General features: G+C 68.8%; 15 protein-coding genes. 14 read left to right on the forward strand and 1 reads right to left on the reverse strand.

What is annotated here, in order from left to right; all coding sequences use genetic code 11:
* Window positions 1-321: 321 nt before the first annotated feature.
* On the reverse strand, window positions 322-1,728 hold the full coding sequence (gene cysS, locus VGN45_RS13030; RefSeq protein ID WP_327463174.1) for a cysteine--tRNA ligase: 1,407 nt from the start codon (window positions 1,726-1,728) through the stop codon (window positions 322-324).
* Window positions 1,729-1,892: 164 nt separating this feature from the next.
* On the opposite strand from cysS, the gene folE reads away from it, so the two are divergent.
* The 14 genes from folE to VGN45_RS13100 all read left to right on the forward strand — a co-directional run bounded on the left by folE (window position 1,893) and on the right by VGN45_RS13100 (window position 14,456).
* A complete protein-coding gene (folE, locus tag VGN45_RS13035; RefSeq protein ID WP_327463176.1) occupies window positions 1,893-2,510 on the forward strand; it encodes a GTP cyclohydrolase I FolE in 618 nt (205 codons plus the stop codon).
* A gap of 139 nt (window positions 2,511-2,649) precedes the next feature.
* Window positions 2,650-3,078 (forward strand): biopolymer transporter ExbD, encoded by a 429-nt coding sequence (locus tag VGN45_RS13040; RefSeq protein ID WP_327463706.1) that lies wholly within the window; start codon window positions 2,650-2,652, stop codon window positions 3,076-3,078.
* Between the two features lie 75 nt (window positions 3,079-3,153).
* Window positions 3,154-3,495 carry an MmcQ/YjbR family DNA-binding protein gene (locus VGN45_RS13045; protein ID WP_327463178.1) on the forward strand — a complete coding sequence of 114 codons (342 nt, stop codon included), beginning with the start codon at window positions 3,154-3,156 and terminating at the stop codon, window positions 3,493-3,495.
* A 48-nt stretch (window positions 3,496-3,543) separates the two neighbouring features.
* Window positions 3,544-4,419: a serine aminopeptidase domain-containing protein gene (locus tag VGN45_RS13050; protein WP_327463180.1), complete on the forward strand. Its 876-nt coding sequence runs from the start codon at window positions 3,544-3,546 to the stop codon at window positions 4,417-4,419.
* Between the two features lie 35 nt (window positions 4,420-4,454).
* Window positions 4,455-5,306: an aldo/keto reductase gene (locus VGN45_RS13055; protein ID WP_327463182.1), complete on the forward strand. Its 852-nt coding sequence runs from the start codon at window positions 4,455-4,457 to the stop codon at window positions 5,304-5,306.
* Window positions 5,303-5,452: a hypothetical protein gene (locus VGN45_RS13060; RefSeq protein WP_327463184.1), complete on the forward strand. Its 150-nt coding sequence runs from the start codon at window positions 5,303-5,305 to the stop codon at window positions 5,450-5,452. The genes VGN45_RS13055 and VGN45_RS13060 overlap by 4 nt, the downstream gene beginning before the upstream one ends.
* Window positions 5,437-6,090 (forward strand): Pr6Pr family membrane protein, encoded by a 654-nt coding sequence (locus tag VGN45_RS13065; protein ID WP_327463186.1) that lies wholly within the window; start codon window positions 5,437-5,439, stop codon window positions 6,088-6,090. The genes VGN45_RS13060 and VGN45_RS13065 overlap by 16 nt, the downstream gene beginning before the upstream one ends.
* Window positions 6,091-6,098: 8 nt before the next feature.
* Window positions 6,099-7,628, forward strand: coding sequence for a UbiD family decarboxylase (locus tag VGN45_RS13070; RefSeq protein WP_327463188.1), 1,530 nt, complete (start codon window positions 6,099-6,101; stop codon window positions 7,626-7,628).
* Window positions 7,629-7,691: 63 nt separating this feature from the next.
* Window positions 7,692-9,332 carry a hypothetical protein gene (locus VGN45_RS13075; RefSeq protein ID WP_327463191.1) on the forward strand — a complete coding sequence of 547 codons (1,641 nt, stop codon included), beginning with the start codon at window positions 7,692-7,694 and terminating at the stop codon, window positions 9,330-9,332.
* Between the two features lie 57 nt (window positions 9,333-9,389).
* Window positions 9,390-10,010: a hypothetical protein gene (locus VGN45_RS13080; RefSeq protein WP_327463193.1), complete on the forward strand. Its 621-nt coding sequence runs from the start codon at window positions 9,390-9,392 to the stop codon at window positions 10,008-10,010.
* 37 nt (window positions 10,011-10,047) lie between these two features.
* Window positions 10,048-11,877: a M14 family metallopeptidase gene (locus VGN45_RS13085; protein WP_327463195.1), complete on the forward strand. Its 1,830-nt coding sequence runs from the start codon at window positions 10,048-10,050 to the stop codon at window positions 11,875-11,877.
* The gene (locus VGN45_RS13090; RefSeq protein WP_327463197.1) at window positions 11,874-12,269 is read left to right on the forward strand and encodes an MAPEG family protein; all 396 of its coding nucleotides are present in this window, start codon (window positions 11,874-11,876) and stop codon (window positions 12,267-12,269) included. Before VGN45_RS13085 ends, VGN45_RS13090 begins: the two co-directional genes overlap by 4 nt.
* A gap of 40 nt (window positions 12,270-12,309) precedes the next feature.
* On the forward strand, window positions 12,310-13,653 hold the full coding sequence (locus tag VGN45_RS13095; RefSeq protein WP_327463199.1) for a TldD/PmbA family protein: 1,344 nt from the start codon (window positions 12,310-12,312) through the stop codon (window positions 13,651-13,653).
* Entirely contained in the window at window positions 13,650-14,456 is an 807-nt protein-coding gene (locus VGN45_RS13100) for a 3'(2'),5'-bisphosphate nucleotidase CysQ (protein ID WP_327463201.1), read from the forward strand. The genes VGN45_RS13095 and VGN45_RS13100 overlap by 4 nt, the downstream gene beginning before the upstream one ends.
* The last annotated feature ends 7 nt before the right edge of the window (window positions 14,457-14,463 follow it).

Below are 14,463 nucleotides of genomic sequence, written 5' to 3' on the forward strand. Positions count from 1 at the left end.
CGCGACAAGCTCGCAAGGCCTTGCGCCCTCCCCTGCGACGGAACCCCCAAATGCTGCCCCACGCACGAACCGACGTCGGAAAGTCGCCGCTGAAAAAACGCAGGGCGTTGAAAGGGCAAAGAAAGACGGGAGAAGTCGTCAGGACTTCGTACCCCATTGCGCCGCATCGGAGCGCGGACCTCCAGGTCCGCGTGCTGCGGTCGAGAGGGCTTCGCGGACCTGGAGGTCCGCGCTCCTTTGGGCGCCTGGAAAGAACGGGCAGCGCTTCAGCCCCTCTCCCGCCGGGAGAAGGAAGGGTGGGCCGGTGCGCCGGCCATGACGTCACTTCATGCGCCAGGTCGCGCCGTCGGGGCCGTCCATGACGACGACGTTGAGGGCGTTCAGGCGGTCGCGGATGCGGTCGGCGGCGGGCCAGTCCTTGGCGGCGCGGGCGGCGGCCCGTTCCTGCAGCAACTGTTCGACCTCGGCGCGCAGGGCGTCGTCGACGTCGCCTTCCAGCCAGGCGGCGGGGTCGGACAGGAGCACGCCCAGCAGGTCGGCCGCGGCGATCAGCTGGCCCTTTGCGACGGCGACGGCGGCGTGATCGCCGGAAGTCATGCCGCGCTCGATCTCGCTGGACAGGGCGAACAGGCTGGCCATGGCGCCGGGCGTGTTCAGGTCGTCCTGGATCGCCTTGAGGAAGTCGGCGGGGGGTTCGTCGCCGTCGGCCTGGACCGCGACGGCGCGATGCAAGGCGCCGTAGAGGCGGTCGAGGTTCTTCTTCGACTGGTCGAGCAACGACTGGTTCCAGTCCAGCGGCTGGCGATAGTGCGCCGACAGCAGGGCCCAGCGGACGACCTCGCCCGGCAGGGACTGGACAAGGTCGTGCAGCAAAAGGACGTTGCCGATCGACTTGGACATCTTCTCGGCGTCGACGGTCAGGAAGCCGTTGTGCATCCAGTATCTGGCGTACTCGCCGTGCGCATCCGGCCCGTGGGCGTGGCCGTGGGCGCAGACGCCCTGGGCGATCTCGTTCTCATGGTGCGGGAAGACCAGGTCGATGCCGCCGCCGTGGATGTCGATGGGCAGACCCAGATTCTCCTCGATCATGGCCGAGCATTCGATGTGCCAGCCGGGGCGGCCGTCCCCCCAAGGGCTGGGCCATGAGGGCTCGTCCGCCTTCGACGGTTTCCACAGGACGAAGTCGTGGGCGTTCTTCTTGTAGGGGGCCACCTCGACCCGGGCGCCGGCGATCATGTCGTCCAGGTTGCGGCCCGACAGACGGCCGTAGTTGGGATAGCTGGAGACGTCGAACAGGACGTGGCCCTCGGCCGCATAGGCGCAGCCGGCGTCGACGATGGCGGCGATCTGCTTCACGATCGCGTCCATGTGGTCGGTGACGTGGGGGGCGAGGTCGGGCGGGGCGACGTTCAGGCGCGCCATGTCGTCAAGATAATGCGCCTCGTACTTCGCGGTGATCTGGCCGATCGGCACGCCCAGGGCGGCGGCGCGCTGGTTGATCTTGTCGTCCACGTCGGTGACGTTGCGGGCGTAGATCACCTTGTCCGCGCCATAGGCCCGGCGCAGCAGGCGGACCAGGACGTCGAACACCACCGGCGGGCGGGCGTTGCCGATGTGGGCGTGGTCATAGACGGTCGGGCCGCAGACGTAGAGCGTCACCCGGTTCGGGTCGCGCGGTTCGAAGACGCGCTTTTCGCGGTGCAGGGTGTCGTAGAGGACCAGCGACATATTGTTGCGACGATCGTGGGTTTTCTTGCGGGACGGAGGGGGTCGCCCATATAGCGGTCCAGCGTCGCCGACCGAAAGGGCGGGCGACGCCTTCTTTGAGGGAGCGCGGCACGCGTCATTTCCGGGACCTTCGTCCCGGCGCCACTAGGCCGCTGAAACGATCCATGAGCTCAAGCCCCGTCGTCCCCGCTCTGGTGAGCGTCAACGACTCGCCCGCCCGCCCCAGCCGCGAGGAGGCCCTGAAGGCCGTGCGGACCCTGCTGGCCTGGGCCGGGGACGATCCCGACCGCGAGGGGCTGAAGGACACGCCCAAGCGCGTGGTCGACGCCTATGCCGAGTGGTTCGAGGGCTATGACGCCGATCCGGGCAAGGAACTGAGCCGCACGTTCGAGGACGTGCAGGGCTATGACGACATGGTCCTGCTGCGCGAGATCGAGGTGGAGAGCCACTGCGAGCACCACATGGCGCCGTTCCTGGGCAAGGCCTACGTCGCCTACATGCCGGACGAGAAGGTGGTCGGCATCTCCAAGCTGGCGCGGGTGGTGGAGATCTTCTCCAAGCGGCTGCAGACGCAGGAAGTGCTGACGAATCAGATCGCCGAGGCGATCGAGACGCATCTGGCGCCCAAGGGCACGGCCATCCTGATCGACGCCGAGCACCAGTGCATGACGACCCGCGGCGTGCACCATCGCCACGTTTCGACCATCACCACGCGGTTCACTGGCGTCTTCAAGGACGACCCGGCCCTGAAGGACCGGTTCCTGCGCCTGGCGCGCGGCTGAAAGTTCGCCCCTGGGGGTAAACCGGTCGAAGGGAACCGACGGAGACCCGAGACCGCTTTACAAGCGGCGCCGGGTCGGCCAAAGCCGTCCGGAAGTTTCAGCACGCCCCTTCGCGGGGCACGACATGGAGACGCGACGCATGGGCGCGAAACTGGCCGGACCGACCGGCGGCAAGACGGTCGATCAGAACAGCGACATCAACGTCACGCCGTTCGTGGACATCATGCTGGTGCTGCTGATCATCTTCATGGTGGCGGCTCCGCTCGCCACCGTGTCGATCCGTCTGGACCTGCCGCCGCCGAACCCGAGCGTGGTCGAGGACTTCGAAGAGCCGGTCTACATCACCATCCAGGAATCCGGCTCGCTGTTCATCGCCAGCCAGCAAACGACGCTGGAGACCCTGCCCGCCGACGTGTGCGCGGCCCTGGGCGGCGGGAACTGCCGCGAGGAGCGCCTGTTCATCCGCGCCGACGCCGAGGTGAAGTACAACAGCTTCATGGAAGTGATGAACAATCTGCAGGAGAACGGCTTCTTCAAGGTCGGCCTGCTGAACGAAGACATCGAATAGGATCGGGCCGACGCCTGACCGACCAAGGGCCGCTTCCCGCACGGGCAGCGGCCCTTTTCGCATCCGGAGACCGGCATGACGGCCGAGGAGATCGACGCCCTGATCATGGCCTTGCCCGGGGCCGAGCAGAGCACGGCCTATGGCCAGCCGTGCTGGCGGATCGCCGGGAAATTCTTCACCCGGCTGAGGTCCGAGGACGACAGTCTGGCTGTGGACGTGGGCTCCATCGAGCGGCGCGACATGCTGGTGGAAATGGAGCCGACCACGTTTCACCTGACGGATCACTATCGCGGCTACGCCTATGTGCTGATCCGCATCGCCGAGGTTGATCGGGGCTGGCTGGAAGCGGAACTGAAGACGCGATGGCGCAAGGTCGCGCCGGCGGCGCTGCGCAAGGCGCATCCAGACTTGACCTGACGCCGCGTCATGCGGGCATAAGAGTTCGTTGCTGAAAAGGACGGCCCCATGCCGCCGCAACCTCAAGACCTGACGATCCCGGCTCGAGACGGGTTTCCGCTGGCGGCGCGGCTGTTCCCGGCGGAGCGGCCGCGGGCGGCGGTGATGATCAGTTCGGGCACCGGGTTTCCGCTGGGGTTCTACGACCGGTTCGCGCGGCACATGGCCGGGCGCGGGCTGACGGCGCTGACCTACGACTTTCGCGGCATCGCCGGGTCGCGGCCGGACGATCTGGCGGCCATGGAGATGGACTATCCGGACTGGGGCCGGCTGGACATGCCGGCGGCCCTGGACGCGCTGGCCGAGGCGGCGCCGGGACTGCCGATCGGGCACGTGGGGCACAGCGTGGGCGGACACTTCGCGGGGTTCATGGACAACCACGCCCGCATCGACCGGCACGCCTTCGTCTCGGTGGGCTCGGGCTACTGGGGCAAGCACCACCGCAGCTACAATCCGCTGGAGCTGTTCTTCTGGTTCGGGTTCGGGCCGCTGGACCTGGCGCGCCGCGGCTATGTGAAGAGCGGGCGGCTGTGGCGGGGGGCGGACCTGCCGCGCGGGGTGTTCGAGACCTGGCGGCGGTGGTGCCTGAACCCCCGCTATTTCGCCGACGAGCTGGAGGGGCGGCTGGCGCCGAACCGGTTCGCGGAGGTGACGGCGCCGATCCGCAGCTGGATCTTCACCGACGACCCGATCGCCAATCCCCGCACGGGGCCGGACATGCTGGCGATCTATCCGCACGCGCCGAGCGAGATCGTGCTGCGAAGGCCCGGCGACTACGGGGTCGCGCGCATCGGGCACGAGGGCGCGTTCCGGCGCGGGCTGGAGCCGCTGTGGGACGAGATCGCGGACTGGCTGGTTGAACCGGCGGAGCGGCGTCCCACCTGAGGCGTTCCCCTCCTCTCCCCGATCCGGAGCGCCCCATGACCGACCAGCCCGCCGCCCACGTGGACGGCCACGACATCCCCCTGCTGGGGTTCGGCACCTGGATGCTGGAGCCGGACGACGCGCGGCGGATGGTGCGCGCGGCGCTGCGGATCGGATACCGCCACATCGACACGGCCTGGATCTACAGGAACGAGGCGGCGGTGGGGGCCGGCATCCGCGACGCGATCGACGAGGGTCTGGTCCGGCGCGAGGACGTCTGGCTGACGACCAAGATCTGGACGGCGCATTTCGGGCACGACGCCCTGCTTCGCCAGGCGGAGGAGTCCGCCGCCAGCCTGGGGACGACGCCGGACCTGTTGCTGCTGCATTGGCCCAAGACCTCGCCGGCGTGGGAGGAGACGCTGGGGGCGCTGAACGCGGCCAAGGCGCGGGGGCTGACGCGGTCGATCGGCCTGTCGAACTTCCCGTCGGCGGAGTGGCGGCGGGCGCAGTCGCTGTCGGAGGCCCGGCTGGTCACGAACCAGGTCGAGCACCACCCCTATCTGAAGCTGACGAAGCTGCTGGAGACGGCGCGGGAGCTGGGGTCGTCGATCACGGCGTGGTCGCCGCTGGCGCAGGGTCAGGTGGCGGACGACGCCACCTTGATCGAGATCGGCCGCGCGCACGGCAAGACGGCGGCGCAGGTGACGCTGCGCTGGCTGATCCAGCAGGGCGTGATCGCCATTCCGCGCACGACCAAGGAGAGCCGGGCGGCGGAGAGCTTCGACGTCTTCGACTTCGAGCTGTCGCCTGAAGAGATGGACCGCGTCCACGCCCTGGCGCGGCCGGACGGGCGATTGGGCGACTGGCTGGACAAGGACTTCCGTTGGGACGACGAATGGGCATGAGCTCGAAACCGGGGACCGACGTCTTTCTGAGAGCCCTGAGGGCCGGGCTGCGCGACGGTCGGCGCGACCGCCGCGCGCTGAAGGTCGGAGCGTGGGCCGGCGTCGCGGCGGGCGTGGCGGTCTGCGTGGCATGGCTGGCGGGCTGAAAGCCGGCGCGATCTGGCGCGGGGCGTTCGCCGGCCTGGGCTGGGCGACGCTGGGGGCACAGTACGTCCTGATGATCGACGGCGTGCCGCCGGCTGAGGTCGCGGGACGCACGCTGAACTTCTTCAGCTATTTCACCATCCTGACCAACCTGCTGGTGGCCTTGGCGATGACGGCGCCGCTGGTGGCCGGGACGGCGGTCGGGCGTTTCGCGGCTTCGAATTCGGTGCGGGCCGCGATCACCCTGTTCGCGGTGGTGGTGGGGGTGGTCTACCATCTGCTGCTGGCCGCGACGTGGAAGCCGACGGGGCTGCAGTGGTGGGTCGATCAGGGCCTGCATACCGTCATGCCGCTGGCCATGCTGGTCGACTGGCTGGTGCTGACGCCGCGGACCCGGCTGGGCTGGCGGGAGCCCCTGAGGTGGCAGATCTTCCCGCTGGCCTACGGCGCCTGGACGCTGTTGCACGGGTCGATCAGCGGGTGGTGGCCGTACTGGTTCGTGGACGTGGACGCCTTGGGAATGGCCGGCGCGGCGGTGAATTTCGGAGGCCTGCTGGTCTTCTTCGCCCTCGTGGGCCTTGCCGTCGTGGCGATCGACCGCAGCCTGGCCGGGCGTGACAGGACGCGCGCCCCCGCCTAAGCCGGGCCATGGCCTATTCGTCCCTGCGCGACTTCATCGACATGCTGGAAGCCGAGGGCGAGCTGGTGCGCGTGCGCGAGCCGGTGTCGACCCATCTGGAGATGACCGAAATCCAGACCCGGCTGCTGCGCAACGGCGGGCCGGCGGTGATGTTCGAGCAGCCGGTGATGCCGGACGGGTCGATCAGCCCCATCCCCTGCCTGGCCAATCTGTTCGGCACGGTGAAGCGCGTGGCCATGGGCGTGACGCTGGAGAAGAAGCGTCGCACGACGCCGGAGGAGCTGCGCGAGGTCGGCGAGCTGCTGGCCTTCCTGCGCAATCCGACGCCGCCGCGGGGGCTGGGCGACGCGATCGAGATGCTGCCGCTGGCGCAGACGGTCATGGCGATGCGGCCCAAGGTCGTGAAGCGCGCGCCGGTGCAGGAGGTGGTGCTGAAGGGCGACCGGATCGACCTGACCCAGCTGCCGATCCAGGGCTGCTGGCCCGGCGAGCCCGCGCCGCTGATCACCTGGGGGCTGGTCGTCACCAAGGGGCCGTCGGAGGCGCGGGAGGACGACTTCAACCTGGGCATCTATCGCATGCAGGTGCTGGGCAAGGACCGGGCGATCATGCGCTGGCTGGCCCATCGCGGCGGGGCCCAGCATTATGCCCGGCACAAGAAGGCGGGCAGGCGCGAGCCGCTGCCGTGCGCCGTGGTGCTGGGGGCCGATCCGGGCACGATCCTGGCGGCGGTGACGCCGGTGCCGGACACCCTGTCGGAGTATCAGTTCGCCGGGCTGATGCGCGGGGCCAAGGCCGAACTGGTGCCGTGCAAGACCGTGCCGCTGATGGTCCCCGCCCAAGCCGAGATCGTGCTGGAGGGCCACGTCCTGCTGGACGAACACGCGCCCGAGGGGCCGTATGGCGATCACACCGGCTACTACAACTCGGTCGAGACCTTCCCGGTGTTCCAGGTCAGCGCGATCACCATGCGGCGCGACCCGATCTATCTGACCACCTTCACCGGCCGGCCGCCGGACGAGCCCAGCGTGCTGGGCGAGGCGCTGAACGAGGTGTTCATCCCCCTGCTGCAGCAGCAGTTCCCCGAGATCGTCGACTTCTGGCTGCCGCCCGAGGGGTGCAGCTATCGCATCGCCGTGGTGTCGATGAAGAAGGCCTATCCGGGTCACGCCAAGCGGGTGATGCTGGGCGTCTGGAGCTATCTGCGCCAGTTCATGTACACCAAGTGGGTCATCGTGGTGGATCACGACGTGAACGCCCGCGACTGGAAAGACGTGATGTGGGCCATCTCGACGAAGATGGACCCGGCGCGGGACGTCACGGTGATCGAGAACACGCCGATCGACTATCTGGACTTCGCGTCGCCGGAGAGCGGGCTGGGCTCCAAGATCGGCCTGGACGCCACCGACAAGCTGGAGCCCGAGACCAAGCGCGAATGGGGCGAGGTCATCCGCATGGACGCGGACGTCGTGGAGCGGGTGTCGGAGATGTGGGACCGACTGGGATTGCCGGGCGACGCAACGCCGATCTGGGAATGACTCGCGCGAGGGTTGATTTTTTGCCGAACGCCGGTCTCTAGTGTCCAGGACACGGAGGGACGCATGCACACACGAAACATTTTCCTGGCTTGCGCCGCGCTGACCGCGGCATCGTGCGCGACCGCGCCCGATGCCCAGCTCGAGGCGATCGACATTCCCGAAGAAATGGCGGTCGAGTCGCAAGCCTTGGTGCAGACCGCCGCCTACACGGCGACGCCGGACACCTATGTGTACCTGTCCGTGGAAATGGACTTCGGCGGAGCCAACGGAAAGAGGCTGCAGCTTTGTCCTGAACGCGGCGCCGGCATCGACTGGCGCAATTTTCTGCAAGGCGACCGACGCGCCACCGTGGGGTTCAGCGTCACCGGACCCGACGGCGGCGCCCCGATCCGGTTCGAGCCGTTCGTCATCGACAGCAAGGACGCATGGGGAAGACGGGACTGCACGACGGAATTCTATCGCGAAAGCTATCGCTCTCCGCTCCATCTCGTTCGCGTGGGCGACTCACGAGCCTTCCAGGTCCGGACCGCCTCGACGTCGAGGATTCAGCCCACAGCGTCCACGGTCGATCTTCTTTCACGAGCCGGTCGATTGATCGTCGGCGCCAGCAGCACCACCGCGCCGTTCGCCGAGAGGGCGTCGGAGGAACTGAAGACGCAACTCCAGACCACGGGAACCCTGACCAGCCACACCGACGGAGGGCCGCTTCGCCTGGACGGTTCCACCACCTTGGCGCCCATCAAGCACGAGATCGTTTTCCGAAGAACGACCGTATCCGTGACCATCACACCAAGGCTGGTTCAGCGGGCCAGCCTTTTCGTTCAAGGAGCCACCTTTCCGACCACAGGGGCCGTGGCCCCCCGAGCCGACGCCATCCTCAGCACGACGATCATCCCGTCCTCGGAGGGGCAAAGCGCCAGGACCGTCGCGGGCTTCCTCAATGACGAAGCCCGGCCGGCGCTCGATCAAATTCGCGCGGCAGGCGACGCGGGCGCCCTGAACAATCCCTGTCAGGTCATCGCGGGCGAACTCACCGGCAAGGGGCTCACCTCGGTGGATCAGGCGCTGATCCTCTGGGCCGTCATCTCGGAGAACGCCAGCAGAAGCCTGACGGCGGCGGTGCGTGATCAAACGGGCTGCCTGCAATCCCGAAAAGACCTGCTGAAGCGCGCTGGAGTCACGTTGAGCGACCCGCCTGCGGAACCCGAACCCGACCCGATCCAACCGGCGAGCAAGGCCGACTTCGCGGCGGCGATCGCGCCGCTTCCCGAGGACGCGGAAGAGACGAGCTACGACAAGCTGGTGCTGTTCCTGAAAATGCGTCCCGGCTTGGATTCGATCGCCCGGACCCTGTTCCATTATCCGCTTACGGTGTCGGACCCAGACGGACGCATCGTGCGAAGCGGAACCTCCAAGCTGGAACATCCGGATTCATGGATGGCCCGCTGGGCGGCGACGCCGGGGGCGGCGCCCTTCACGAATTTCGGCTGTCACCGCTATCACGATGCGCCCGCGCGCCCGGGCATGGTCCGCTCCACGGCGCGTGCGACCTTCGCCGACGGCTTCCAGGACTACGAAGTCCGGATGACCTACGCGCGGGTGAACGGTGAGACGCGGATCACGGGAATGGAAGTCTTGCGCATCCCCAACCTTGAGGGAGAATTCCGCTGTCGTGACTACCCAGCGCTGGTGCAGGCGCCGTAAATCACAGGGGACGGTGGGGCAGCGAGCGTGAAAGCGCCTTCCGCAGCGGGGGGGCCTGTGAGCGACTTCGAGTTCTTCTTCAGCTTCTACGGCCTGCTGCTGGGCCTGTCGGTGGCGGAGCTGACCGGCGGGTTCGCCCGGCTGCTGCATGAGCGGCATCGGGTGCGGTTCGGCCGGCTGACGCCGCTGCTGGCGCTGTTCGTGGCGCTGGATCTGGCGACGTTCTGGAACCAGGCGTGGCGGTTCTTCCGAGACGCACCTTTCAATCCGGCCCTGCTGCTGGTCGGGCTGACGATCGCCGCCACTTTTTACGTCGCCGCCAGCGTGACCTTTCCGCGCGTCACGGCCGAGGGGGTCGAGACGCGCATCGACCTCGACGAGCACTTCTGGGCGCATCGCCGCGTGGTGTTCGGCTGCGTGCTGGCGGCCAACGCCATGGTCTGGATCCTGTTGGGGCTGCTGTCGCTGAGCGACCCGGCGTGGGCCGCGTTCTGGACGCCGCGGATCGTCATGGGCGTGATCCTGTTCGCCGTCTGCACGGCGACGGCGGCCTTCGCGCCGTGGCGGGGGGCGGTGATCGGAGCGCTGGTGGTCGTGCTGCTCTACACTCTGTGGAACATGGTGCGGGCGGGGTCGCAGCTGATCGCGGCCGGCGCATGGTCGCCGCCCGGCGGCTGACCCTTGCCAGACGGCCGCGTTCGGCCGACGAAGACGCATGCGTGTTCTCCTGATTTCCGCGGCGCTGGCCGCCCTTGCCAGCGCGAGCCCCGCCATGAGCCAGTCCGCTCCGAACGCCGCCCCTTGGGACCAGGACTTCCTGCCGCCCGCGCCGGAGTGGAACGGGGCCAGCCGGTCGCTTATCCGAAGGTCCACCGATCCCTGGGCGACGGATTTCGAGAAGGATCCGGAGCTGAATTTCAGCCCCGATCATGCCGCGACGCGGGCGTGGTTCGACCGGCTGGACGCCTCATCCGACCTGATCCGCATCGAGGCGTTCGGCGTCTCGCCTGAGGGGCGGCCGATCTATGCCGTCATCGCGTCGAAGGACGGGGCGACGCTTGATCCGGCGAAGCCGGTGTTGATGGTCCAGGCGGGCATCCACCCCGGCGAGATCGACGGCAAGGACGCCGGCATGATGCTGCTGCGGGACATCGCCCATTACGGCAAGGCGCACCTGCTGGACGAGGTGAACCTGATCCTGATCCCGATCCTGTCGGTCGACGGTCACGAGCGGGCCGGGCCCTACAGCCGGCCGAACCAGCGGGGCCCGCGCATCCAGGGCTGGCGCAACACGGCGACCAATCAGAACCTGAACCGCGACTACATGAAGGTCGATCAGGAAGAGACGCGGGCCGTGCGCGGCCTGATCCTGAAGTACCGGCCGGACCTGTACGTCGACGTGCACGTGACCGACGGGATGGACTACCAGTACGACATAACCTTCGGATTCAACGGAGAAAGCGGGGCGTACAGCCGCTCCCCGCACAGCTCGGCCTGGCTGAACGACGCCTTCAAGCCGATGATGTACGCGGCGCTGGAAGACGAAGGGCACATCCCCGGCGAGCTGGTGTTCGGGATCGACGGCGAGAACCCGAGGGCCGGGATGTCGGACGGAGGGCTGGGCGAGCGCTTCTCCAACGGATGGGGCGCCGCGGCGCACGTGCCGACCATCCTGATCGAGAACCACAGCCTGAAGCCGTATCGCCAGCGGGTGCTGGGAACCTATGTCTTCATCGAGACGGCGATGCATCTGCTGGAGAAGGACGGCGACGCGCTGCGGGCGGCGATCCTGTCCGACGCGGCGCTGAGGCCGGCGGAGATTCCGGCCAATTTCGAGCCCGATCCGACGCCGCAGCGGACCGTCGCCTTCAAAGGCATCCGCTATGAGACCTATCGATCGGAGTCGTCGGGCCGAGAGGAAATCAGATGGCTCGGCATGCCCGATCCGGAGGCATGGTCCCTGCCCTTCTACGGCTCGCGCCCGACGCTGACGCTGAGCCGGCCCGAGGCCTATTGGGTCCCAGGCCACCGGGCGGACCTGATCGACAGGCTGGCCATCCACGGCGTGCGGATGGAGCGGATCGAGGCGCCGCGGACGGTCGACGTCGACATGCTGCGCCTGATCGATCCGGCGGTCGCGGGGCGCACCAACGAGGGCCACGTGCCGATTTCGGTGAAGACGGTCGAGGTGGAGCGGCGCGACTGGACCTTCCCCGCAGGCTCGGTGCGCGTGCCGACGGACCAGCCGCTGGGCGACGTGGTGGTGCTGCTGCTGGAGCCGCAGTCCAATGAGAGCTTCTTCGCCTGGGGCCTGATCCCCGAGGTGCTGAACCGGGTCGAGTACATCGAAGGCTACGCCATCGCGCCGCTGGCCGACCGCATGCTGGCGGCCGATCCCGCGCTGAAGGCGGAGTTCGAGGCCAAGCTGGCGGCGGAGCCGGAGTTCGCGGCGAACGGCGACGCGCGCCTGCAGTGGTTCTATGAGCGGACGCCCTTCTTCGACGACCGCTTCCGCCTGTATCCGATCGCGAGGGAGACCCGATGAGCGCGCTTCAAGCCGCCGGCCTGTGGGCCGCGCTTCTGATCCTGTGGCTGGTCGCCCTGTCGCTGCGGGTCATGATCGGCCGTCGGACGATGCGGATCGCGCTTGGTGACGGCAAGGCGGGCGAGCTGACGACGCGGTCGCGCGCCTTCGGAAACGCGGCGGAGTATGCGCCGCTGATGATCGGGGCGCTGATCCTGATGGCGCAGCTGGGGGCCAGCCCGACGGAGATCCACGTGGCGGGCGGCGCATTCCTGCTGGGTCGGCTGCTGCATGCGCCCGGCATGGCGATGAAGGCGCCCAACCTGCCGCGGGCGGCAGGGATGGTTCTGACCTGGCTGTCGCTGATCGGCGCGGCGGCCGTGATCCTGATCGCGGTCGCGGGAATGGGCTGAGACCGGTTGCCGGTCGGCCCGCCCCCGTCCATATCGGGGCATGTTCGACGCCGCCCCCGACGACCTTCTGCCCGATCTGATCGCCGCCGCCCGCAAGGCCGGCGCCGACGCCGCCGAGGCCGTTCTGGCGCAGCGGGCGTCGCTGTCCGTCGGCGTGCGCAACGGCGCCCTGGAAGAGGTGGAGCGGGAAGAGAGCCGCGACCTGTCGCTGCGGGTCTTCGTCGGCCGGCGGCAGGCGACCGTCAGCTCGTCCGACCTGTCGCCGGGGACGCGCACGCGGCTGATCGAACGCGTCGTGGCGATGGCGAAGCTGGCGCCGGAAGACCCTTATGCCCGTCTGGCGACGACCGACGAACTGGCGCGGGGCGCCCTGCCCGACCTGGAACTGTTCGATCCTTCGGAGCCGACCCCGGCCGAATTGGAGCGCGCCGCAGTGGAGGCCGAGGCGGCGGCGCTGAGCGTGGAAGGGGTGGCGAAGTCCGAGGGCGGGCACGCCTCGATCAGTTCCAGCCGGTGGCGGCTGGTGACGTCCGAAGGCTTCGACGGCGTGCACCGGGGCAGCGTGTTTTCGCTGGGCGCCTCGGTCATCGCAGAGAAAGACGGGGCGATGGAACGCGGTGGCGAGCACCGCGCCATGAGATGGCTGGCGGACCTGCCCTCGGCGGAGGAGATCGGTCGCGAAGGCGGGCGGCGCGCCGTGCGACGCGTGGGGGCGCGCAAGATCGCCTCGACCACCGCGCCGGTGATCTTCGAGAACCGTGTGGCGACGCAGGTGCTGTCGCCGCTGATCTCGGCCATGGCGGGACCATCGGTGGCGCGGGGCATGAGCTTCGTGAAGGACCGGCTGGGCAAGGCCGTACTGCCGACCGACCAATCAATCATTGATGACCCTTTCCGCCCTCGCGGCCTGGGCTCCACTCCGTTCGACGACGAGGGTCTGCCGGTGACGAGGCGGGCGCTGATCGACGACGGCGCGATCACGACCTGGCTGATGAACCTGTCGTCGGCGGCGCAGCTGGGGATGACGTCCACCGGCCACGCCTCGCGCGGCGGGGCCGGGCCGGCCGGCGTGTCGGGGCACAACCTGCACCTGGCCCCGGGCGCGCGGGATCTGGACGGGCTCATGGCCGACGCGGATCGCGGGCTGCTGGTGACCAGCATGTTCGGGCCGTCGCTGAACGCCGACACCGGCGACTGGTCGGCGGGCGTCTCGGGCTTCTGGTTCGAGGCCGGCGCGATCGCGCATCCGGTGAACGAGGTGACCGTGGCGGGCAATTTGCTGGACCTGTACGCCCGCCTGATCGCCGGGTCGGACCTGGAGTTCAGAGGCAGCTTCAACAGCCCGTCCCTGATGTTCGACGCGGTGGCCATCGCCGGGAAATGAACGGGTTGCGGGCCGATCTTGATCTGATCGTCGAGGCGGCGCGCGAGGCGGGCGAGCTTGCGCTGAGCGAGCGGGCCAAGGGGCTGAACGTCCGGTCCAAGACCGGCGGATCGCCGGTGACGAACGCCGACATGGCCGTCGACGCCCTGCTGAAGGCGCGGCTGCTCGGCGCGAGGCCGGACCATGGCTGGCTGTCGGAGGAGACCGCCGACGGACCGGAGCGGCTGTCGAAGCGGCGCATCTTCGTGGTCGATCCGATCGACGGCACGGTCGCCTACATGAAGGACCGGCCGTGGTGGTGCGTGCCGATCGCGATCGTCGAGGACGGGCGCCCGGTGGCGGCGGTGGTGCATTCGCCCGCGCTGGACGAGACCTTCACCGCGACGGCGGGCGGCGGCGCCTTTCTGAACGGCCGGCCGATCACGGCGTCGGACACGGCCGATCTGGACGACGCGGCGGTGCTGGGCGACGCGCGGCTGTTCGGCGACGCGGCCCTGTGGCCCGAGCCGTGGCCGGCGATGCGGTGGGAGAAGCGCAACGCCCTGGCCTATCGCCTGGCGCTGGTGGCGGCGGGGGCGTTCGACGCGGCCATCGCGCCGACGCCGAAATGGGACTGGGACGTCGCGGCCGGCGCCCTGATCGCCGCGGAGGCCGGGGCGAAGGTGTCGGATCATCACGGACGACTTTGGGTCTTCAACCGCCCCGACCCGCGCCAGGCCGGCCTGGTCTGCGCCGCGCCGGCCCTTTGGCCGTTGATCGTGCGCCGCACGCGGTCCATACCCCTGCCCGCCGACCTCCCCTGACGAGACG

This window comes from Brevundimonas sp. (assembly GCF_035999125.1).
In the GTDB taxonomy this organism is placed as follows: domain Bacteria; phylum Pseudomonadota; class Alphaproteobacteria; order Caulobacterales; family Caulobacteraceae; genus Brevundimonas.